Here is a 19,590-nt window from a genome sequence, read left to right as displayed (position 1 = left end):
AACTTACGGTTTTTTTAAACATTTGTTTGAAAAAATGGGATAGGATGTATAAACTAATTTTCGGGATAGATACAACGTCCGATAATATATATTATGTAAACTTACAGCTAAAAAGCAAGATTAATAATAAAATAAGTCCTGCCAAAAAAGCAGGGCTTATTCATTATAGGTGTTTCTTACGACCTCTCATTCGTGAATATTTTTGAATACCTCCGATTATAAGACCAATAGATATAAGGAAAGGTATGATTAAAGATATTAAAGAAGACCAGGTAATTTCCGAAAAAATGAAAAACATTATGACAGGAACAATATTTAATACACCGAAAATAATGAGTAAAAGAGGATATTTACTCAACTTGCTCACAGGTCTCGGGACTCGGCCCGTACCTACATAGTGCCAGGGATTATACTGATGATCTAACCAATCCTGCAAATCTTCTATATCCTTTTCAAATTTATTTTTCTCTTTTAACGAATCATTTTTCAGGAACAACACCCCCCTTTTCCCGCTATTACCTGCTCCTTGTAATTTTACACCCTCTACCCTCTAACCGTTGACTCGGGGATTTCTTAACAATATTATAACAAAACAAAACCGATAAAGAGATATATAATGAGGAATGCCGAGAAATAATGTAATGTGCCATAGTTTCGTTCAATAGCTTTTTATTTCTGGGCAGGTTATCCCAGGGCAAAGAAGAGATGTCAAAAAGCAAAGAAGTGTAATTAGAAAGCTGATCCAAAACAACTACAGGCATAGAACCAATTGCAGGATGATAAAAGCAGCGATAAAACTTCAACGCCTCAACAGGAGTCATTCCATTCATGTTTTTGCCAAAATGCGGCCGCCTGTAGTTGAAATATAGTATCCAATTTTGAGCCATCTTTAGGAATGAAGTCCTTGAAGTTACTTTTTTCAAGTTTAAAGCGTAAAACTCCTCATCATCAGTGCGGTGAGAGCGTTCAACGAAGCAATTTGTTTCCTTATTCCTTTCCGGGATATTAAGCAAAGATACGTTCCAATGATCGAAAATAAGTTTTTGAATGAGTTTTCTTTTACGAGAGCCGGCACTGCCTCCGAACTCTGCTCCATTGTCTGTTTGAAAGAAGAGTTGATGTTTTACACCGAAGGCTCTAAGCCAGGCTGCCACAAGCAGCATGAAAGTCAACCCATTTTTAAAATCGAGAGAATCGGCATACGCAATAAAGCGCAACCTTGTTTTAATATCAATAGCAGTGAACTGAAAAGGAGGCAGCTTATTTTTGAAAATAGATGCATAAGCTTCGGGAGGCAAAGCCGATTGATCGGCGATATGTTTTGCATCGATCTGCCAGAGCTGCAAAGGTTCGAAGGCGGAGAAATCTGTAGCAAATCGGCGGGAGCCGGTAAGCGTCTTGTGTTTACGGCAGTGTATACCGTAACGTCTTCTAATATTTCGAATAGTAAAAGGGGAAAGTTGAATATTGAAGGTATTTTTAATGAACAATGCCAGCCTTTTAGAGCCCAGATTAGTTTCTTTTGCCAGAGTAACGACCAAATTTTCGATGTGCTCCGGAGTTCTGTTAGGCATGCGGAATTTAGGTCCTCGTTTTTTGATACAGGCCGATATATCCCCATTAGAAAGCCTGAAACGCTCTCTTAATTTATACACCCATCTTGGAGTAACACCCAAGATTTTAGCGGTTTCTTTAACGGAATGAGACTCAAGTAAAGAGATAGTGATTTGAGCAACAGCCTGGGGATTACCCGAAGCTTTAAGTTTTTGGTATAATGTCATTGGGTGGGATCCCTCCTTAGTGGGTTTCTGTTGTTCCATATCCATAATACCCCAGGGATACCCACCCTTTGCAATGTCTTTTTCACTTTAATAAAGTAGTGTGAACGAAACTGTGGCTCATCTACAAATGCCGAGAAATAACCCTTTGACATTATAATTAAGATATTATATAATATAATTGTCGCAGGGGAGTAGCTCAATTGGCAGAGTAGCGGTCTCCAAAACCGCCGGCTGCAGGTTCGAGTCCTGTCTCCCCTGCCATTTTTTTATGTACAATGTACAATGTTATTTATTACTTCAAAATTGTCTCAAAAATTATATTTCTTTTTATCTCCACCGCTTTTTCAGGACAAAGTTCGTGACAGCAATAGCACCTTATACATTTTTTTAGATCCACTACTGCTTTTTTATTTTTTATAGTTATTGCCTTAGCCGGGCAGGTAGCATAACATTCACCGCACCCCAGACATTTTCGGGTTACAAACACGGGCCTCGGCGTCAATATATCCCTCACATACTTTTCGATCCTACCCGGTAAGTAGCGTTTAAGGAAGTTAATATCCTTTCTTCGCGGTATTTTAAAATCTGAAACCATTAAGTCTTCAAGCTTTCCTCCCACCACATTTACCTTTACGTCTTCCTCTCTAAACAATCCCCTTTCCAGAGCTCTTTTTATCAGAGGAAATTCTTCGATTTTAAGGCCTATTATTTTCGCCGCAACGTAATCCGCTGCGATCCCATCTTGCGATACTATTATTATCCCAAGCTTTCGCGGGTTTCCAGCTGTTGGACCTTCTCCTTCCATAGCCCATATGCCATCTATCACCGAAAGAACCGGTGAAGTAGCAAGGTACAAATCAAGAAGCATATCCATAAATCTGAGTGGTTCCTGAAACCTGAAGTGAAGTTCTATCTTCTGCCCTCCCGGAATTAAACCGAAGAGGTTTTTCACAGCGCCGGTAAATACAGCCATTCTATGGGTTTTGAACTTTGCCATAGAAATTACACCATCGCACTCATGAAGAGGAGAAATAACGGAAATCTTTTTCAACGCAGACCCGGTATCGATACTTATTTCTCTGGACGAAAGATCAGTATTTAAATCCGTTCCTGTCTGAAGACACACGTCTTTAATTCCAGTGGTTTCGTAAACCGCTTCGAGTCTTTTTCGAGTGTACGGTCCTCCCGGGCTTTCCGCAACTAGCGGAGATATCCCCTTCTTCTTCAAAAGGTTGATCATTGCTCCGACTACTTCGGGGTGAGTTGTGGCAGCATCCTCCGGCTTTTTCCTCATAACCAGATTAGGTTTCAGTAAGATTTTTCGGTATCCGGAAAGATCTGCATCAATTGCATCCATCGCCTTTTCCAATCCGCTTTCAATCAAGGTTCTGTCATACTCGTCGCATCTGATTATAGCTACCTTCGACATAAAAATCCCCCCAGACTTATTCTATATCAACGTCGTTATTTTTCAATATAAATATAAAGTTGCTGAAACAAAAATTAACCCTGCGTTTTCTGCAGGGTTTATAAAATCACTGGCGGACGGTAGGTCTGAACATATCGAGTATGCCGAGGACTATGTGCGCAAGTCCGAAGCCGGTTATACCGGCGCCCAGAGTACCTCCTACCATTGTGCCGACTCCAGCCACGACTGCCCCGACACACGCAACTACCCAGCTCGTGGTATTGCCCTTCATAAATCCACCTCCTAAAGTTATTATTCCACTACGCTCATCCAAGATTCATAAACACGGAGGCGGACTTTTTGAAGGCTCTTAAATGCAGTACACCCTCCTATCAACAACCGCTGCAGTTGCCACATCCGCCGCTGCAGCCTCCGGATGCGGAGCCTCCAGCCCCACCTTTCCCCATATACATAAAATCAGTAAAGCGCTGTTCAACATTCCCATTGCACACCGGACATTTTACATTTTCCTTCTCTCTCAAAGAAACAAATTCGCTGAACTTATGACCGCATTTCTTGCACACAAAATCATAGGTCGGCATGCGACATTCTCCTTTGCTGTAGATCTTATTAAAAAACCTCAATAATAAATTATAAAGTTTTTTTCGTAAAAAAGAAACCCACCGGATTCATTGCTGGCGGGTTATTAGCAAAAACTTATTTGTTAACTACAGCCTCAAACCTGTGCCCGCATCCAGTGCAGAACCCCCACATTTTTTTAAAGCTACCAAAATCGTCTTTTTGGTAGGTGCAAAACAGAAAGAAAAGCTCTTCGCACTTCGGGCACCTAACCCCTAGCATCTCACCGCCCCAATCCTGTCGCCGCATTGCATCTTCACAGGTTTCGATGCCTTCGATATAAGAGGGCTTGCACTGGATTTTAAAGGCCGGCAAGGTGTACAAGATTACCCCTCCCAAAAGTTATTTTAATACTAATTATATTTACAGGCATAAGCCTAATAGTAGCTATACGAGGGGAATATTTAAAAATCATACTTTGAGATCGGCTGTAGCTCCCAGGTATTGTTTGTATTTATTTAATATCGGATCGACGATTTCATGGACGAATTCTAGCACCTGCCCCGGGCTTCGGCCTATGAAAATAGAAGGATCCATCATTTTAATGATCTCTTCTTTAGTCATTTTGAATCTGGTATCGCCGGCAATTTTGTTGATCAAATTATTGGGTTTCCCTTCCTTCACCTCAGCTGCAGCTTCTAAAGAATATATCCTCAGGGCTTCGTGGAGTTCCTGCCTGTCACCGCCCCTCTTCACCGCTTCCATCAGTATATTTTCCGTCGCCATAAAAGGCAGTTCTTCCATCACGTGTTTTTCAATAACTTTAGGATTAACCACCAACCCCTTGCTCACGTTCATGTAAATATTCAGTATAGCGTCTGCTGCCAGGAACATCTCCGGGATGACGAGTCTTCTATTGGCAGAATCATCAAGGGTCCTCTCAAACCACTGATTTGCGGCGGTAAGATACGGGTTGAGACCGTTGACTATCACATAACGGCACAGGGCAGTCATGCGCTCACAGCGCATGGGATTCCTCTTATAAGCCATAGCTGACGAACCTATCTGGGTTTCTTCAAAAGGTTCTTCGATTTCTTTCAAACTCGCCAGCAGCCTTATATCGCAAGCGAATTTATGGGCACTTTCGGCAATGGACTGCAGCACCCTGAGTACACGGGAATCCTGTTTTCTCGGATACGTCTGGCCTGTCACGGGGAAAGTACTGTCGAATCCCATTTTTTGAGCTATTAACCGGTCCAGCATTCTGACCTTTTCCTCATCATTTTCGAAAAGTTTCATAAAACTCGCTTGGGTACCGGTTGTACCCTTGGCCCCTCTTAGCCGAAGGTTCTGCTCGGTGTATTCCAGGTCCCAAAGGTCCATGACCAGGTCTTGAATCCAAAGACACGTTCGCTTGCCGACGGTAGTAAGCTGGGCCGGCTGAAAATGGGTAAAACCGAGGGTCGGCATGTCCTTGTATTTCAGTGCGAACTGCTTTAAATTGTCGATAACGTTTACAAGCTTTTTCTTTATTATATGAAGACCGTCCCGCATCAGAATAATATCGGTATTATCTCCTACAAAGGCACTTGTAGCCCCAAGGTGTATGATGGGTTTTGCTTTGGGACAATGTTTTCCAAAGGCCCATATATGTGCCATTACGTCGTGCCTGGTGATTTTCTCAAACCTTTCGGCATCTTCAAAGTTAATGTCCTCTACGTGGGCCTTCATCTCATCTATCTGCTCCTCGGTAATTGGAAGCCCGAGTTCCTTTTCGGCCTCAGCCAAAGCTATCCACAATTTTCGCCAGGTTGCAAACTTTTTATTCGGAGAAAAATTTTCTAGCATTTCCTCGCTGGCGTATCTTGCTGCTAAAGGATTCTCAAAATACTGCTTCATCCATGTCAGCTCCTTTTCTAAAATAAAAAGCAGGAAATAACGCCTGCTTTATTTCAAATCACCAACAAACTGTTGTATTCTGTCCAATCCCTTCTCTATATTCTCCATAGAAGTGGCATAGGAAAGCCTTACATAATCGTCGGCTCCGAAGGCAATACCTGGTACCACCGCAACCTTATATTTTTCAAGCAAAGCCTCGGCAAAGGTTGTGGAATCCTTAATAATCCTACCGTCTATGTATTTGCCGAAGGTTTCCGATACGTTCATCATTACGTAGAATGCCCCTTTCGGCATCCGGCAGGACAGTCCCTCTATTTTGTTTATTCTCTCCACCATATACTGCCGTCTCCTTGAAAATTCCCTCACCATAGCCTCAATGACCTGCTTTCTGGCGGGGTTCGTCAAAGCTTCAAGGCTGGCTTTCTGGGCTATAGAGTTAGGGTTTGACGTTGCATGACTTTGTAAATCGGTCATCGCCTTGATGAGTTCCCGGGGACCTGCCGCAAAACCTATCCTCCACCCTGTCATTGCATAAGCTTTAGAAACACCGTTTACTACCAGTGTCCTGTTGTAGATATCGCTGTTGAGCGATGCTATGCTTACATGGGTTTCCCCGTCGTAGACGAGCCTGTCGTAGATCTCGTCGGATATTACAAAAATATCGTTTTCCAGCGCTAACTTAGCTATTTCTTCCAGATCTTCTCTCGTATAAACGCTTCCGGTGGGGTTATTAGGACTGTTGATTATCAGTACCTTGGTCTTTTTGGTTATAAGGGGTTTTATAGCGTCTGCTTTTAACTTGAAGTCCTGCGCCTCCGATGTGGGCACCATGACCGGAGTTCCACCGCACAATTTTACGAGCTCCGGGTAGCTCACCCAGTACGGCAATGGGACCAGAACTTCGTCTCCGGGATCGCACAGGCAATATAAGGCATTAAAGAGGCATTGTTTTGCACCGTTCGATACTATAATCTGATTGGCTTCATAGGAAACGCCTATATCCTGTCTTAATACATCAGCCACGGCTTTTTTGAGCTCGGGAATGCCTGCAACGGGAGTATATTTGGTAAAGCCTTGATTAATGGCATTTACAGCGGCGGACTTTATGAAATCCGGCGTGTCAAAATCAGGTTCACCAGCACCAAAGCCGATAACATCGTACCCTTCGCTTTTGAGCTGTTTTGCTTTAGCGTCAACCGCCAACGTGGGAGAGGGACTGATGTTGCGTGCTTTGTGAGAAAGATTCATCTAGTAAGACCCTCCTTATTATTTATTATATTTTTTATAAAAATCAGGATGCCAATTCTTTCGGGTAATTTATATTTATATCATTATTGAAATCGTAAAGCAGTACCGTCATATTTATAGATTGCTCTCCTGTTTTAGCAGCATCGTATTTAATATCAATATTCATTTTGTAAATTAAAAAGTCATTTTTGCCAATCCATATCCTGTACTTTGCCTTTTTTATACTCCCGGGCTCGGTGCCTTCAAACACGATTTTTTTCAACTTTTCTTGATCAGGTATGTATTCTATTACCTTGCAGTCGATCCCGTTTACCTTTTCATCGGGCAGGTATTCAGCTTCCGATATCATGTCCTTCAAATCGTTTAAAGTCTTTTCTGGAGTTGAAATGATCTCGTTCATATCCCCGAGCCCCATTTCCTTAGTCTCAACCCATTTACCGGTAAGAGGGTTTTTTATAAAAAATTTGTCTTTCTTCTGGTAAATTTCAATTTCCATGCCTGCAAGATCTCCGGCCAAATGAACCTGATCCGGGTTCCTTACTTCTCCCGTAAGGGTAAGCTGTTGTTTAATGTCCTTTATCATCAATTCAGCATCGACATTCATTCTATAACCTGATACATTTTTTAATTTTTCGTTGGCTTTAATGACTGCTTCTTTTGGTGACAGATCTTTGAACCTGTCGCCGCAACCAGCCAAAACCATGGAAATAATTAAGGTCGCTATTACGTAAACTGCGAAATATTTTGCCGACTTTAAACTACTATATATCATCACTTTAGTCCCCCTGAAAGCAGTATCTTCATAAGATATTCTTCATCTACTTTTAGTTTTCCTTCTTAAAACAATAAAAAACAGGGGGAATCCCCCCTTTTTTACTCGCTGTTGACACTATCAATTAATTTTATGATTGCTCCGTAAGTATCTTCCATTTTTCGGTTAATTCTATTATAATCCATGTTTGTTATATAAAAACTTTCCAGTCTATCGTGCAGAGCTTTAGCTCGACCAAAACACCCGACGGCTTTATCCAACAGTTCAGCCAAAATCTTTCTATAGTATTCAACGTCGTCCACGTATCTGCTGAACTCTGAGTCGGTGAGTGCTTCATCAAAGTTTATTATCAAATCATCCGGCTTTTCCTGCGAAAGAACATGCGGTTCTACCGAAGTAATAAATCCTACATTCAGATCTTTAATTATGATATGCTCCACTCTCTCGGGAGACAAAGGACAATGGAAAATCTCAACATCAAGCCCCTTCATCAGGGCCATGTCCAGTACCGCATTGAGCAGACGGGTTCTTGCCAACACCGGCGCGCCTTTCAAAATGAAACGCTCTTTAACACCCTCAAAAAGATTATCTAAAAAATTTACCAAGCCTTCCGGTGCTATGGCACTGGCGAACAGATGCCTTTGCCTTGACACTTTCTCTTTGTTACGGACATCTGAAAATACTTTATTAATTACTTCTTCACAGGTTTGGCAAACCTTTTTTTCATCAATACTCCATGAATATATTTCCTGCATTTCATCAAATACAGTTTTGGCCGCTTTCAGATAACCAAAACCCCTCTTATAGCACCTGCTTATTTCTTCCTGTAGTGCAAGCATATCCTTTTTATGCTTTCTTATACCAGTTTCATCCCAGAAGTCCCCTAGATTTATGATTTCGTCCACACATCCAGGATACTTAGGATCAATCACGTGGGGTGCCGTTCCATCAATAAGGGCAATGCCATATCGGGGTATTACAACCCCATCCAGAGAACCACTATCGGCCGAACAGTGAAGAAATTCTATATCTATTCCTCTTTTCGAGATACGTTCTCCTATTTCCCGGATGAAGGTGGATTTTCCGACCCCGGGTCCTCCTTTTATTACGAAAATTTTACTCGCCTGTGCCCATGGCAGTATATGATCAAAAAACGACACGTACCCCCTACAAGTGCTTCCGCCGGGAAAAAATCTTTTTATACGTCCTTCCATAAAAATGCCTCCTCTAAAAAGCCTTTCATATACAGCTTATTAAAAGGAGGCACGATTGGTGTATGTCAGGTCTCATATATTGTTATCAGAGCTTTATCGCCTTCTTTTGATAGGCCAAAAATAAAACCCTTCTTTTTTAACGATTTATTAAGGAAATCCACCAGCCGATACAGTTCGTCGTTGTAATTAAATTCTTTTTTGGCCACCAATTCCAGTTTAGCTTCCATTCAAACTTTCCTTTCCAATTTTTTTATGGTTTCAATTCCCATTGTTTTATAGTATCAATTACTTCGTAATTAGTCAAATCAAAGTGAATTGGTGTAATCGAAATATAATTATTTTTGATCGCCCAAACGTCGGAACCGGTGTCATCCAGGTCCTCGACCGCCTCTCCTGCCAGCCAGTAATAGGTCTTGCCTCTCGGGTCCTGCCTTCTGTCAAAGCAGTTTTTGTACTTTCTGCTCCCCAGGTGCGTTATTAAAACGCCTGCTATGTCCTCTTCGTCTAAGGGAGGTATGTTGACGTTCAATAAAGTATCCTTGGGAAACTCCTTTTCCATTACGCTCACGCAAAGCTTTCTCGCAAAGCGCGCCGGATAATCGTACGATACGTTCTCATACGCGGCGACGGAAAAGGCCACTGCAGGAATCCCGTAAATCGCCGCTTCGATAGCGGCCGATACCGTGCCGGAGTAAATTACGTCGGTGCCTAAATTGGGGCCCCTGTTTATTCCCGACAGCACCAGATCCGGTACATCGTTGAGCAGTGCGTCGAGGGCCAGCTTTACGCAGTCCGACGGAGTTCCGTTCACCATCCAGCTTTCCACGTGGCAGTCGTGAAGATTGACCCTCTCCACCCTTAAAGGTTTGTGCATGGTTATAGCATGTGCCGTGGCGCTCCTTTCTCTGTCGGGAGCCACAATCGTCACCTTGGCAATTTTGGATATCTCCCTTGCCATCGCAAAAAGGCCTTCGGCGTATATGCCATCGTCATTTGTAATAAGAATTTTCATTACTGCACCCCTGTCCTTAAGCAATTAATGCCTTGTTGTAATATTCAACAGCTTTTTCAGTCTCTCCCATTTTCTCAAAACATATACCAAGCATGGTATAAATATCGGCCTTGTTCGCGATCCTTGTTTCTAGCTCTTTATAGCATTCTGCCGCCTCCTGATAAAGTCCCATCTTTAGTAGGCAGAAGGCCTTATTTATTAATATATCATCGCTCCTTTGTTTTTGCAAAACATCCTCCAACAACTGGAGGGCCTCACCGTATTTTTTTAAAGCCATAAGACACAACGCCATATTGTTCTTCACTACAAAGTCATCCTTGACATGCTTTTCGGCTTCCTTAAAGCAGTCTATGGCTTTTTTATAGTCCGCCAGTTTGTACAGGCAGTAGCCCTTGTTTATCAGGAGATCTCCGTTAAGAGGGTCCATAGCCAGCCCCCTCTCGCAGTACTCAAGGGCCTCATCGTAGCGCCCCGATGCGGCAAGGCATAATGCCAGGTTGTTAATAGCAATTATATCATGTGGAAATCTGGATAAAGCCGATTTATATAGATTTATAGCTTTTTCGTATTCCCCCGATTTGCTCAGTGCCAGAGCCAAATTCAACTTTGCGTTATTGTCTCCCGGTGCCCGGTTCAAACAGTCGTAAAAACATGCCTTCGCTTCTTCCAAGAGTCCCATTTCCATCAGGCAAAGCCCTTTTTTGTTCTGAATCTTTACGTAGTCAGCACTTTTGGCTTCTGTTAAAGCATCGTTGAGCAGCTTCAAGGCCTCCCTGTGCTGGTTTTTCTCAATTTTACACAAAGCAAGCCCGTACATCGCTTTTGCCTTTAATGCCGGGTTGTCCACTATCGAGGCATAATTTTTCTCCGCCTTCTCAAACTCCATCAATTCCAGGTATATTTCTCCGAGGAAATAACTTATTTCTTGGGCATCCTCTACAGAAAGAGCCTTTTCAAAATAACGCAAAGCCCCGTTCAAATCCCTCTTGAAATAGCAAATTAGCCCACCCCAGCAGAATAGATCGAATCCGGGTGACTTAAGTAACATTTTCCTGACATAATCAAGAGCGAGATCGTACATGTTTGTTCTGTACAAAATGCTCAAATAAAAGTGCGGTATAGATACAAATCTCCTGTTGAAAGCCCTAGAAAGAAGGTGCAGAGCTTCTGTTTTATTCATCCAATCCCCCCCTTCCTTTTTATTACATATTATTCTATTTTTTCTTTTATTTTCCTGCTAAGTGAGTCGTTATGTTGAGTACTCTTGTATGAAAATATGCCCATACCAGATACCTTCAAACCGGAATGTAATGCTGGCAATGGGCATCACAGAATTCGTAGGGTCTTTCAAGACATATATCCAGCAATTCGCAGGTGAACCATGTCTGGCTCGAACCCCTTAATATAAAATCCTTTCTTGGTTTTAAATACTTACAGTGCTCGCCCGCCAGTATCCAGGGCACTGTACAACCCCCGCAGGCCCATTTTTTGCTTAAGTCCTTCTGTTTTAAAAGAACCTTTCCGAGCTCGCACCTGTAAATTACACTTTTTGCATTGATGAGATCAAAAACCTTGTATTTTTTTAAAAAAGGGCAATGTATCTCCATGTTAATGTTCCCACGCCTCCCTTTCGTTTTATCAATATAAATCTATGGGAGACATGAGAATCTCGTGCATATTTTTTTTCAAATTAAAATAATCCGAGGGATTTCCCTCGGATTATTTTTCCAGAACGCGTAGCAGCAGTTCTGTTGCTTTTTCGATATCATCAATTGAAGCCACTTCCGATGGCGTGTGGATATATCTTGTCGGTATGGAAAGACAACCGGATGGAACTCCGGCCTTGGTAAGGTGAATGGCTCCCGTATCGGTTCCGCCCCATTCTAGCACTTCTAACTGATAGGGGATATTATTTTTTTCAGCGGTCTCTATCAGCATCTCCTTTATCTTCGGATGACAAATCACCGATCGGTCCATTATCTTCACAGCAGGTCCTTTGCCCAGCTCCACCGCCATTTTCTCCGCTTCGGGCGTGTCTCCGGTTGACGTCACATCTACGGCAATGGCAAGATCCGGCTCTATTCCGTAAGCCGAAGTTCTGGCACCACGCAGGCCAACTTCTTCCTGTACCGTAAACACGAAATAGGTATCGAACTTAGGATTTTTAAGATTCTGCAAAGCTCGTATCAGTACGGCGCATCCTGCCCTGTCATCCAGGGCCTTGGCTGTTACGCAATCTCCGATTATATCGCAGCTCCTGTAATAGACCGCCTTGTCTCCCAGGCGCACCTTCTTTAGCGCTTCTTCTTTGGATCTCGCGCCGATGTCGATGAACATCTTGTTGAACTTCAAATCTTTTATTGAGTCCAGTTTTTCCATCCCGAAAACACCTACGGTCCCGTTTTCAAAAATAACTCTCTCGCCTATTAGGGTAAAGGGCGATACCCCTCCGATGTTGGAAAACCTGAGAAAACCTTTGTCGTCAATGTTTGTGATTATAACGCCGATTTCATCCATGTGGGCAGCCAGCATCATCTTTTCGCCCGTCCCGGCTTTTCTTGCGATTATATTTCCCAGGACATCCACGCGAATCTCATCGACATAGTCCTTTATTTCATCTATTATAACTTCCCGGATTTTGCTCTCTTCGCCCGAGGGGCCATAAGTTTCGGTCAGCTTTTTTATCAATTCTTTCATCTTCATAAACCCCTTTCCTGAAAATCTATAATGAGGGCGTCTATTAAGGCTATTGTATTTTGTATATCCGTAAGGCTCGCCAACCCAGCAGGTGAATGTATGTACCGGCACGGCACCGAAATCACTATCGTAGGTATGCCTTCTTTTGTCGTATGTATCCTACCTGCGTCAGTACCACCAAAAGCGGTCCTGCGCAGCTGGCAGGGAATTCCCTTTCTTTCCGCAACCTGAATCACTCTATCTACCAGTCGCCTGTCGGCGATATACGTTTTGTCCATTAGGGTAACTGCAGGTCCTTTGTCTAGGGTGGTACTATAACCTTCTTCTTTGTTTTCAGGCACGTCGGCGGCAAAAGTCCCTTCTATAACGATCGCCACATCGGGTTCGATGGCGTAAGCTGCCACTGCAGAACCTCTCAGGCCTATTTCTTCCTGAACTGTAAAGGCACCAGCGATAGTAAGGTCATAATTTTTTTTCAGGATCTCGGTAATTATATAGCAGCCTACCCTGTCATCTAGGGCTTTTGCTTTGATCAAATCACCGATGCGTTCAAACTGGGAATCGAAAACGGCATAATCGCCTACTTTGACCTTTTTTTCCGCATCTTCCTTATCTTTGGCACCTATATCTATGTATAGATTCTTTGACTTTAACGCTGTTTCCCGTTCCTTAGGTTCCTGCAGATGTATGGCTTTTGCCCCTATAACCCCTTTCACCTTCTTAGGACCTATTAGAACCGTTTTTGAGACCAGGATCCTGTCGTCTATTCCACCAACAGTGTCAAACTTAAGCCAGCCGTTTTTACCTATAGACGTGATCATAAGGCCGACTTCATCCATATGGGCGGCCAGCATTATCTTAGGTTTTTTATCTTTTCCGGGTTTTTCAAAGAAAAGGTTGCCCAGGGCGTCGGTCCTCAGCTTTGCCAGACCTTCTATTTCACGTTTAAGGATATTTCTAACCTCTTCCTCTGCTCCGGAAACGCCGAAAGCCTCCGTCAATTCCTTTAATAACATCTTAACCCCTCCACAAAACCTCTATCGAGCGACGATATGAAAAGTGCCAGCAACCGTCCACTGATCTTTATATCATCAAGGTTGAGCGTTTCTACCGTAGTGTGCATGTACCTGAGCGGAATTGAAATCAACGCTGTGGGAATACCCTGCCTGGTTATCTGCATTGCCCAGGCATCGGTACCCGTTGCTGAGGGTTCGGGATTTAACTGGTACGGAATGTTGTAATCTTCCGCGATGCTTTTTAGCCTATCAAACAGCTTCGGATGGATATTGGGTCCCAGGGCGATAGCCGGACCTTTGCCCAGCTTGTGGGTTTCCTCTTCAGACACATCCGGCATATTGCCATGGCAGACATCAACCGCTATACCTATATCTGGATAGAGATGATAACTGCTTACTATAGCTCCTCTAAGCCCCACTTCTTCCTGGGCGGTAGCTACGGCATAAACTTCTGCAGAAAACTGTAATTTATCGAGTTCCTCGAGGCAATAAAGAATAGTGGCCACTCCCGCCCTGTCATCTAGAGCATTTCCGGAAAAACACCCATTCAAAAGTTCACACGGTTTTCTTTTGAAGGTAATAACATCCCCGATCCTGATCAATTCTCTTACTTTTTCTGCCGGCAAGCCGGTATCGATGAACATGTCCTCGGGCTTAAGGGCTTTATTCCTCTCTTCAGGTTCCTGCATATGAGGAGGCTTGCTGCCTATTACACCCGGAACTTTTTCCCTACCGTGAATTATTACTTCCTGGGCAGGTAATATACGATGATCTATACCTCCTATATAGGAGAAACGGATAAATCCCCTATCGTCGATCTGTTTTACCATCAAACCTATTTCATCCATATGCGCAGCAAGCATGACCTTTATTTTTGCGTCCTTTGCTCCTTTTCTTGCTATTACGTTGCCCAGCTTATCAACCGATACATCTTCGCAGTACCTTTGAAAGATTTGTACCAAGTAGTTAGATCTGTCCACTTCGCATCCGGACGGTATATCAGCTGATAAAAGTTCCATCAGCAATTCCCTGACATCCAAATTTACTCCCCCTCTCTTTAGATTATTACTTCTACAACTTTTCTAAGTTTCCTGCATTTGGGACAAAAATTTATAAGAAGCGTATATAAATATCAAAATCTTAGTCTTGTAAAAAATTTTCATTCGCTTTTCCGTTAGATCTACACCTATTTAGCACTTATTTCCTTCCAATCTTTGAGTCAGTATCAAAGGAGTGTTAAAAGTTAAGTCCATATAATTGTATAAAAAGGGAGTTTTAAAAAGGTTGAGCCACCCTCACCCCTCTGGTTAGAATTAAATTGAGACCCCAAACACCTAACTGGAGGAATGAGAAATGGCTCAATATAATATTACCATTGATTCTGAAATTTTGCACCACCTCTTTTTAAAAGGAGCTAAAGATGAAGAGATGGCCAAACTATTGGAGTCCGTACTCAACCAAATACTACAAGCACAGGCCACCGAGCAAATCAAAGCTGAACCTTATGAAAGAACCGAAGAGAGAAAAGATTACCTTAACAGTTGCCATCAGAGAAATCTTGTTACCAGAGTCGGCACCCTTACGTTAAGAGTTCCAAGGCTCCGCAACGGTAAGCTCACTACTGACATCTTTCGCCGTTACCAGAAAAGCGAACAGGCTCTCTTACTGGCATTAATGGAAATGGTGGTTAACGGGGTATCTACCCGGAAAATTGAAGAAATAACCTACGAGCTTTGCGGTACCGAGTTTTCAAAATCTACAATCTCTGAACTATGTAAAAACCTTGACCCTATTGTTACAGCCTGGAATTCCAGGCCTCTTAGAGAAAAGAAATTCCCCTTCGTCATTAAAACCGCAGGATTAACGACTGTTTTTTTTACTATCTGAACTTTATATCAAAGCATACGAGGCCATAATATTTTACATTATTAAACGAGAAAGAATCAGATAAACAAGTATCTGATTCTTCTAAAATTTTAATGAGCATGAGACTTCGACTCTACTACATTTTCAATTTCCAAATCCTCAACTTTTACTTCTTCAAATATAATCTCGATCATTTCACTTCCCTCCTTTCTCTCAGTAATTTATACAATAGATTCTTATTGATTTCAGAGATTCACGTTAAAAAACCTTTATCATTTAATACATACTATTAAAATTTTTCTAATAATAATTTAATTATATTTTTTCTCACCTATCTTGTCAATTATATTTTTCTAAAACTGTGTAGATATACCATAGCTTCATTCAATAGCTTTTTATTCTGAGTATGTTATCCCAGGGCAGAGTATATCAAAAAGCAAGAAAACGGAATTAGAAAAATGATCTAAAAGGCATAGAACCAATTGCAGAATGATAAAGGCAGCGATAAAACTTTAACGCCTCAACAGCAACAGGAATCATTCCGTTCATGTTTTTGCCAAAGCGGCCACCTGTAATTGAAAAAGGTTCAAATGCTGAGAAATCTACTGCAAAGCGGCGAGAACCGTTAACTGTCCTGTGTTTACGGCAGCGTATACCATAGCGCCTTCTTATAAAACGCTCCACTATTTTATAGATCCATCTTGTAGAAACACCTAAAATTTTAGCGGTTTCCTTAAAGGAATGGAACTCTAACAAAGAGATAGTAATTTGAGCGATAACCTGGGGATTACCAGAAGCTTTAAGTTTTTGCTATAATGTCATTGAGTGTGATCCCTCCTTAGGGTTTTTGTTGTGCCATTCCATCATAATACCCCAGGGATACCCACCCTTTGCAATGTCTTTTTCACTTTAATAAAGTAGTGTGAACGAAACTGTGGCTCATCTACAAATTTTTTTTAAAAACGTATTGACGAAAACGAGATTTTATTGTATACTTTAAATTGCGTTTCGGGAATGAGGGCCCATAGCTCAACCGGTCAGAGCAGCCGGCTCATAACCGGCCGGTTCTAGGTTCGAGTCCTAGTGGGCCCACCAATTTTGCCGACGTAGCTCAATTGGCAGAGCAGCTGATTTGTAATCAGCAGGTTGCGGGTTCGAGTCCCATCGTCGGCTCCATAAAAATGTGGAGAGATTCCCGAGCTGGCCAAAGGGGGCAGACTGTAAATCTGCTGGCGATGCCTTCGGTGGTTCGAATCCACCTCTCTCCACCATATCTAATGTGGGCCATTAGCTCAGTTGGTAGAGCACCTGACTCTTAATCAGGGTGTCGTGGGTTCGAAGCCTACATGGCCCACCATTTTTTATACCTTAATCCTCCTATAACGGAGGTTATTTTCATGACCTTTTAAAATGGATAAAATTGTGAAAAAGTCACAATTTAGGTCAAATAAAAAAACAAAATCACCCCCGGATCTGAACTGCCCCCTGTCAAGTAGACAGTGGAAATAATTAAAATTCTATGTAAGGCACCAATCAAAAATGGTTGGTGCTTTCTTTATGCTGCATACAGGCAAGATAGTTGCTATACTCCATAGGCGTCATGCATTTTAAACGTTTCTGGTATCTCCTTGTATTGTAGTAATCTATGTATTCCTCAATCGCTTTTTTCAAGCTATCATAGTCATCAAACTTATGTGAGTAATACATCTCCGATTTCAGGATTCCCCAGAATCCCTCCATAGGGCCATTATCTATACAGCGGCCTACCCTAGACATACTCTGTGTCATTCCTACCTTATCCAGTTTTGCTTTAAATGCTTTATTTGTATATTGTAATCCACGGTCACTATGAAAGATGAGTTTTGCATCAGGATGGCTGGCAACCGCTATATCAAAAGTCTCAAACATGTTTTTCGCAAGAGGAAATTCCCCATTTTTGCAAAGATTTTTCCCCAGGCACCGGTGGGGAATTTTTATGTTAACTTAACTGCCTCATGAGTGATTGCCTCATCCGGTAGCTTTGACCATCAAAGATCAATAGGTAACTGTGGTGTATTAGCCGGTCAATCATTGCTGCTGTCATCTGCTCATCGTAGAAAATGCTCGCCCAGCGGCTGAATTCCAGGTTAGTGGTAATTACTACACTGCGACGTTCATAGCAGTCCGAAATCACCTGAAAAAGTAGCTGCGCTCCTTCGCGGTCCAAAGGAACATAGCCCCATTCGTCGCAGTCAGAAGATCCGGTTTGGAAAGCTGTTTCAGTAACCCGGAAAGTTCACCTCCCTTCCGGGCTTCTACCAGCCGGTTTACCAGTGCTGCAGTGCGGAAAAATTTTACGTTGAATCCCTTTTTACAGGCCTCCACACCGATAGCTGTGGCAAGATGGGTTTTGCCGGTTCCCACGTTGCCGTAAAGGATCAGGTTTTTCTTTTCTTCGAGAAATTTGCAATCTTTTAGGTCCTGCTTTGGCGGTATGCCTCTGCTTTTTGCGACAAGCCACTTATCTATATCCGCCTTGAAAGGGTCGAGTTTTGGGAAGGTATGTTTAACTTCTTCAACTTTAACCCTGGTGTTCCAGTCCACTTGATAGATATACTTGCGTATCGTTTTTCGGTCTTTTTGGAACTCCCGGGCTATCTCGCTGATATTTTGCCCTTTCATAAAGAATGCTTTTCTGATATCATTAATTTGGGTCATTGTGAGCATCCTCCAATCCTCCCTTGCAGTTAAGTTGTCCCTAACTACAAGGGTAAAGGTTTTTAGGGGTGCCTGCAATGACCTTTGCAAATTTGGGGATTTTTGAGTTGCAAAAGTGGGGATTTTATTTTGCAACTCTGTCCATTTTAATTATGCAATAAACAAATATGCCCCCCTTGAAGTAACAGTTTTTATTATTTCAACTGTCTACTACAATGGGAGCATATCAATCTACGCCGGGATATTAGTATATTTAACATGACAGGCCGTAACGGCCTCTTTTATTTTAGACATGAAAAAAGAGCCCCGAAAGAGCTCTTGCTTTCGAATTTCTTCTCTTACTTTAATTAGCGGTATTATAACTTTATCTTTTTATAAAAAAAGCTTTTAATGCTCACAAAACCGTATTTTTGCGGCATAATAATCTGCTCCGTATTGCCGACAAAGAATACACCGTCATCGGCCAGCGAATTATAAAATTTCCTGTAGAGCCTGTCTTTAGCCTCCTCAGTAAAATATATCATAACGTTCCTGCACAAAATAAGATGGCAGTTTGCCGGAAATTCGTCTTCCAGCAAGTTGAGGTTTTTAAATTTTACCTTCCTTTTTATTTCATCATTTATCGCATACTGACCTTCTTTCACCGTAAAATATCTTTTCTTTAGATTTTCCGGTATATTCTCCACGCTTTTTTCCGAATAAACTCCCAACCGGGCCGCTTCCAGCGCCTCATCGTCTATATCGGTGGCAAGGATTTCAACCCTGTCGTAATTAATTTTTTCGAAGAGCAAGGCCAGAGAATACGCTTCTTCTCCGGAAGCGCACGCCGAACTCCATACCTTCAAGACCTTCCTGCTCGATATAAGGTATGGCAAGATGTCTTTTTCCAGCACCTGCCACTGTATGGGATTTCGAAAAAATTCCGACACGTTTATGGTTATGTAATTCAAAAATTCCTTCAGGTGCTTCTCGCTCTGCTTTAAAAGCCTGAAGTAGCTTATTAGGTCCGGCATGTTATTTCTTTTCATAAGAGAGTCTATGCGCCTTCTCATCTGCTTTTCCTTATACAAGGAAAGGTCAATATTTGTCAATCTTTTAACGCTGACGATAAATTCCTGGTAGCCGTCCAACAGCAAAACCCCCTACCACTCAAACTCATGCTATATTATATCGTACCCGATCGCAAATTTGAAAAAAAAAAGTCCATGATACACGAAATCGTGTATCATGGGGGCTAATGTAAAGGGGGTCTTCATTCAATAATATAACCCAAAACAAAAATATTTATACAGAAACGGAAAAAATGCGCGACCTATCGTCCACGCATTTTTTCCGTTACTGAAATCCGTATTCAAAGGGTTTTTCAAAAATCAACCTATCCCCTTCTTCCGTTATTAAATT

Annotated in this window: 17 protein-coding genes, 5 tRNA genes and 4 pseudogenes; 6 read left to right on the top strand and 20 right to left on the bottom strand. The window is 42.1% G+C overall.

Translation table 11 applies throughout. From position 1 onward, the window contains the following. Positions 1-638 precede the first annotated feature (638 nt). A pseudogene (locus TOCE_RS05880) lies at positions 639-1,781 on the bottom strand (transposase family protein); the annotation flags it as partial. A 185-nt stretch (positions 1,782-1,966) separates the two neighbouring features. Between TOCE_RS05880 and TOCE_RS05875 the strand changes: the two are divergent. After that, positions 1,967-2,042 (top strand) — tRNA-Trp (locus TOCE_RS05875). A gap of 31 nt (positions 2,043-2,073) precedes the next feature. Here the strand turns inward: TOCE_RS05875 and TOCE_RS05870 are convergent. From TOCE_RS05870 to TOCE_RS05810, 15 genes are all read right to left on the bottom strand, one after another. After that, positions 2,074-3,210 carry a DUF362 domain-containing protein gene (locus TOCE_RS05870; RefSeq protein ID WP_013275975.1) on the bottom strand — a complete coding sequence of 379 codons (1,137 nt, stop codon included), beginning with the start codon at positions 3,208-3,210 and terminating at the stop codon, positions 2,074-2,076. Positions 3,211-3,316: 106 nt separating this feature from the next. After that, on the bottom strand, positions 3,317-3,523 hold the full coding sequence (locus tag TOCE_RS12110) for a hypothetical protein (RefSeq protein ID WP_148218392.1): 207 nt from the start codon (positions 3,521-3,523) through the stop codon (positions 3,317-3,319). Between the two features lie 58 nt (positions 3,524-3,581). Then, positions 3,582-3,791 carry an FmdB family zinc ribbon protein gene (locus tag TOCE_RS11915; RefSeq protein WP_013275973.1) on the bottom strand — a complete coding sequence of 70 codons (210 nt, stop codon included), beginning with the start codon at positions 3,789-3,791 and terminating at the stop codon, positions 3,582-3,584. Positions 3,792-3,906: 115 nt separating this feature from the next. After that, complete coding sequence (locus TOCE_RS05860) at positions 3,907-4,152, bottom strand: hypothetical protein (protein WP_013275972.1); 246 nt, start codon at positions 4,150-4,152, stop codon at positions 3,907-3,909. A gap of 87 nt (positions 4,153-4,239) precedes the next feature. Then, positions 4,240-5,667 carry an adenylosuccinate lyase gene (gene purB / locus TOCE_RS05855; protein ID WP_013275971.1) on the bottom strand — a complete coding sequence of 476 codons (1,428 nt, stop codon included), beginning with the start codon at positions 5,665-5,667 and terminating at the stop codon, positions 4,240-4,242. Positions 5,668-5,715: 48 nt separating this feature from the next. Beyond that, positions 5,716-6,915, bottom strand: coding sequence for a pyridoxal phosphate-dependent aminotransferase (locus TOCE_RS05850; RefSeq protein ID WP_013275970.1), 1,200 nt, complete (start codon positions 6,913-6,915; stop codon positions 5,716-5,718). Positions 6,916-6,958: 43 nt separating this feature from the next. After that, a complete protein-coding gene (locus TOCE_RS05845; RefSeq protein ID WP_013275969.1) occupies positions 6,959-7,687 on the bottom strand; it encodes a DUF6612 family protein in 729 nt (242 codons plus the stop codon). Between the two features lie 101 nt (positions 7,688-7,788). Next, complete coding sequence (locus tag TOCE_RS05840) at positions 7,789-8,901, bottom strand: PRK06851 family protein (RefSeq protein ID WP_013275968.1); 1,113 nt, start codon at positions 8,899-8,901, stop codon at positions 7,789-7,791. A gap of 65 nt (positions 8,902-8,966) precedes the next feature. Then, on the bottom strand, positions 8,967-9,128 hold the full coding sequence (locus TOCE_RS11910; RefSeq protein WP_013275967.1) for a YpmA family protein: 162 nt from the start codon (positions 9,126-9,128) through the stop codon (positions 8,967-8,969). Between the two features lie 23 nt (positions 9,129-9,151). After that, positions 9,152-9,913 carry a 5'/3'-nucleotidase SurE gene (gene surE, locus TOCE_RS05835; RefSeq protein ID WP_013275966.1) on the bottom strand — a complete coding sequence of 254 codons (762 nt, stop codon included), beginning with the start codon at positions 9,911-9,913 and terminating at the stop codon, positions 9,152-9,154. 16 nt (positions 9,914-9,929) lie between these two features. Then, a complete protein-coding gene (locus TOCE_RS05830; protein ID WP_013275965.1) occupies positions 9,930-11,093 on the bottom strand; it encodes a tetratricopeptide repeat protein in 1,164 nt (387 codons plus the stop codon). Between the two features lie 115 nt (positions 11,094-11,208). Continuing rightward, complete coding sequence (locus TOCE_RS12300) at positions 11,209-11,376, bottom strand: hypothetical protein (protein WP_187286561.1); 168 nt, start codon at positions 11,374-11,376, stop codon at positions 11,209-11,211. 256 nt (positions 11,377-11,632) lie between these two features. Then, positions 11,633-12,610, bottom strand: coding sequence for a M42 family metallopeptidase (locus TOCE_RS05820; protein ID WP_041423881.1), 978 nt, complete (start codon positions 12,608-12,610; stop codon positions 11,633-11,635). 2 nt (positions 12,611-12,612) lie between these two features. Beyond that, a complete protein-coding gene (locus tag TOCE_RS05815) occupies positions 12,613-13,626 on the bottom strand; it encodes a M42 family metallopeptidase (protein ID WP_013275962.1) in 1,014 nt (337 codons plus the stop codon). Continuing rightward, positions 13,617-14,666 carry a M42 family metallopeptidase gene (locus tag TOCE_RS05810; RefSeq protein WP_013275961.1) on the bottom strand — a complete coding sequence of 350 codons (1,050 nt, stop codon included), beginning with the start codon at positions 14,664-14,666 and terminating at the stop codon, positions 13,617-13,619. Before TOCE_RS05810 ends, TOCE_RS05815 begins: the two co-directional genes overlap by 10 nt. 313 nt (positions 14,667-14,979) lie before the next feature. On the opposite strand from TOCE_RS05810, the pseudogene TOCE_RS05805 reads away from it, so the two are divergent. Beyond that, positions 14,980-15,483 (top strand): annotated as a pseudogene (locus tag TOCE_RS05805) (transposase); the annotation flags it as partial. 582 nt (positions 15,484-16,065) lie between these two features. Here the strand turns inward: TOCE_RS05805 and TOCE_RS12920 are convergent. Beyond that, a pseudogene (locus TOCE_RS12920) lies at positions 16,066-16,269 on the bottom strand (hypothetical protein); the annotation flags it as partial. A gap of 241 nt (positions 16,270-16,510) precedes the next feature. On the opposite strand from TOCE_RS12920, the gene TOCE_RS05800 reads away from it, so the two are divergent. The 4 genes from TOCE_RS05800 to TOCE_RS05785 all read left to right on the top strand — a co-directional run bounded on the left by TOCE_RS05800 (position 16,511) and on the right by TOCE_RS05785 (position 16,849). Then, positions 16,511-16,587: transfer RNA gene (locus tag TOCE_RS05800), tRNA-Ile, on the top strand. Between the two features lie 5 nt (positions 16,588-16,592). After that, a tRNA-Thr gene (locus tag TOCE_RS05795) sits at positions 16,593-16,668 on the top strand. Positions 16,669-16,677: 9 nt separating this feature from the next. Further along, positions 16,678-16,763, top strand: a tRNA-Tyr gene (locus tag TOCE_RS05790). 10 nt (positions 16,764-16,773) lie between these two features. Next, positions 16,774-16,849, top strand: a tRNA-Lys gene (locus tag TOCE_RS05785). A gap of 176 nt (positions 16,850-17,025) precedes the next feature. Here TOCE_RS05785 and TOCE_RS12430 read toward each other — a convergent pair. The 3 genes and pseudogenes from TOCE_RS12430 to TOCE_RS05770 all read right to left on the bottom strand — a co-directional run bounded on the left by TOCE_RS12430 (position 17,026) and on the right by TOCE_RS05770 (position 19,319). After that, entirely contained in the window at positions 17,026-17,280 is a 255-nt protein-coding gene (locus TOCE_RS12430; protein ID WP_281054645.1) for an IS3 family transposase, read from the bottom strand. A gap of 190 nt (positions 17,281-17,470) precedes the next feature. After that, positions 17,471-17,955: pseudogene (istB, locus tag TOCE_RS05775) on the bottom strand (IS21-like element helper ATPase IstB); the annotation flags it as partial. Between the two features lie 590 nt (positions 17,956-18,545). Next, positions 18,546-19,319 carry a CheR family methyltransferase gene (locus TOCE_RS05770; protein WP_013275959.1) on the bottom strand — a complete coding sequence of 258 codons (774 nt, stop codon included), beginning with the start codon at positions 19,317-19,319 and terminating at the stop codon, positions 18,546-18,548. Positions 19,320-19,590: the final 271 nt, after the last annotated feature.

The organism is Thermosediminibacter oceani DSM 16646 (genome assembly GCF_000144645.1).
GTDB lineage: Bacteria > Bacillota > Thermosediminibacteria > Thermosediminibacterales > Thermosediminibacteraceae > Thermosediminibacter > Thermosediminibacter oceani.
This window is presented reverse-complemented; position numbering and strand designations above follow the sequence as displayed.

Coding starts and splice junctions, on each gene's coding strand:
- TOCE_RS11910 (WP_013275967.1), bottom strand. CDS start 9,128: ATGGAAGCTAAACTGGAATTGGTGGCCAAAAAAGAATTTAATTACAAC.
- TOCE_RS05850 (WP_013275970.1), bottom strand. CDS start 6,915: ATGAATCTTTCTCACAAAGCACGCAACATCAGTCCCTCTCCCACGTTG.
- TOCE_RS12430 (WP_281054645.1), bottom strand. CDS start 17,280: ATGACACAGAGTATGTCTAGGGTAGGCCGCTGTATAGATAATGGCCCT.
- TOCE_RS05830 (WP_013275965.1), bottom strand. CDS start 11,093: ATGAATAAAACAGAAGCTCTGCACCTTCTTTCTAGGGCTTTCAACAGG.
- surE (WP_013275966.1), bottom strand. CDS start 9,913: ATGAAAATTCTTATTACAAATGACGATGGCATATACGCCGAAGGCCTT.
- TOCE_RS11915 (WP_013275973.1), bottom strand. CDS start 3,791: ATGCCGACCTATGATTTTGTGTGCAAGAAATGCGGTCATAAGTTCAGC.
- TOCE_RS05840 (WP_013275968.1), bottom strand. CDS start 8,901: ATGGAAGGACGTATAAAAAGATTTTTTCCCGGCGGAAGCACTTGTAGG.
- purB (WP_013275971.1), bottom strand. CDS start 5,667: ATGAAGCAGTATTTTGAGAATCCTTTAGCAGCAAGATACGCCAGCGAG.
- TOCE_RS05820 (WP_041423881.1), bottom strand. CDS start 12,610: ATGAAAGAATTGATAAAAAAGCTGACCGAAACTTATGGCCCCTCGGGC.
- TOCE_RS05845 (WP_013275969.1), bottom strand. CDS start 7,687: ATGATATATAGTAGTTTAAAGTCGGCAAAATATTTCGCAGTTTACGTA.
- TOCE_RS05815 (WP_013275962.1), bottom strand. CDS start 13,626: ATGTTATTAAAGGAATTGACGGAGGCTTTCGGCGTTTCCGGAGCAGAG.
- TOCE_RS05870 (WP_013275975.1), bottom strand. CDS start 3,210: ATGTCGAAGGTAGCTATAATCAGATGCGACGAGTATGACAGAACCTTG.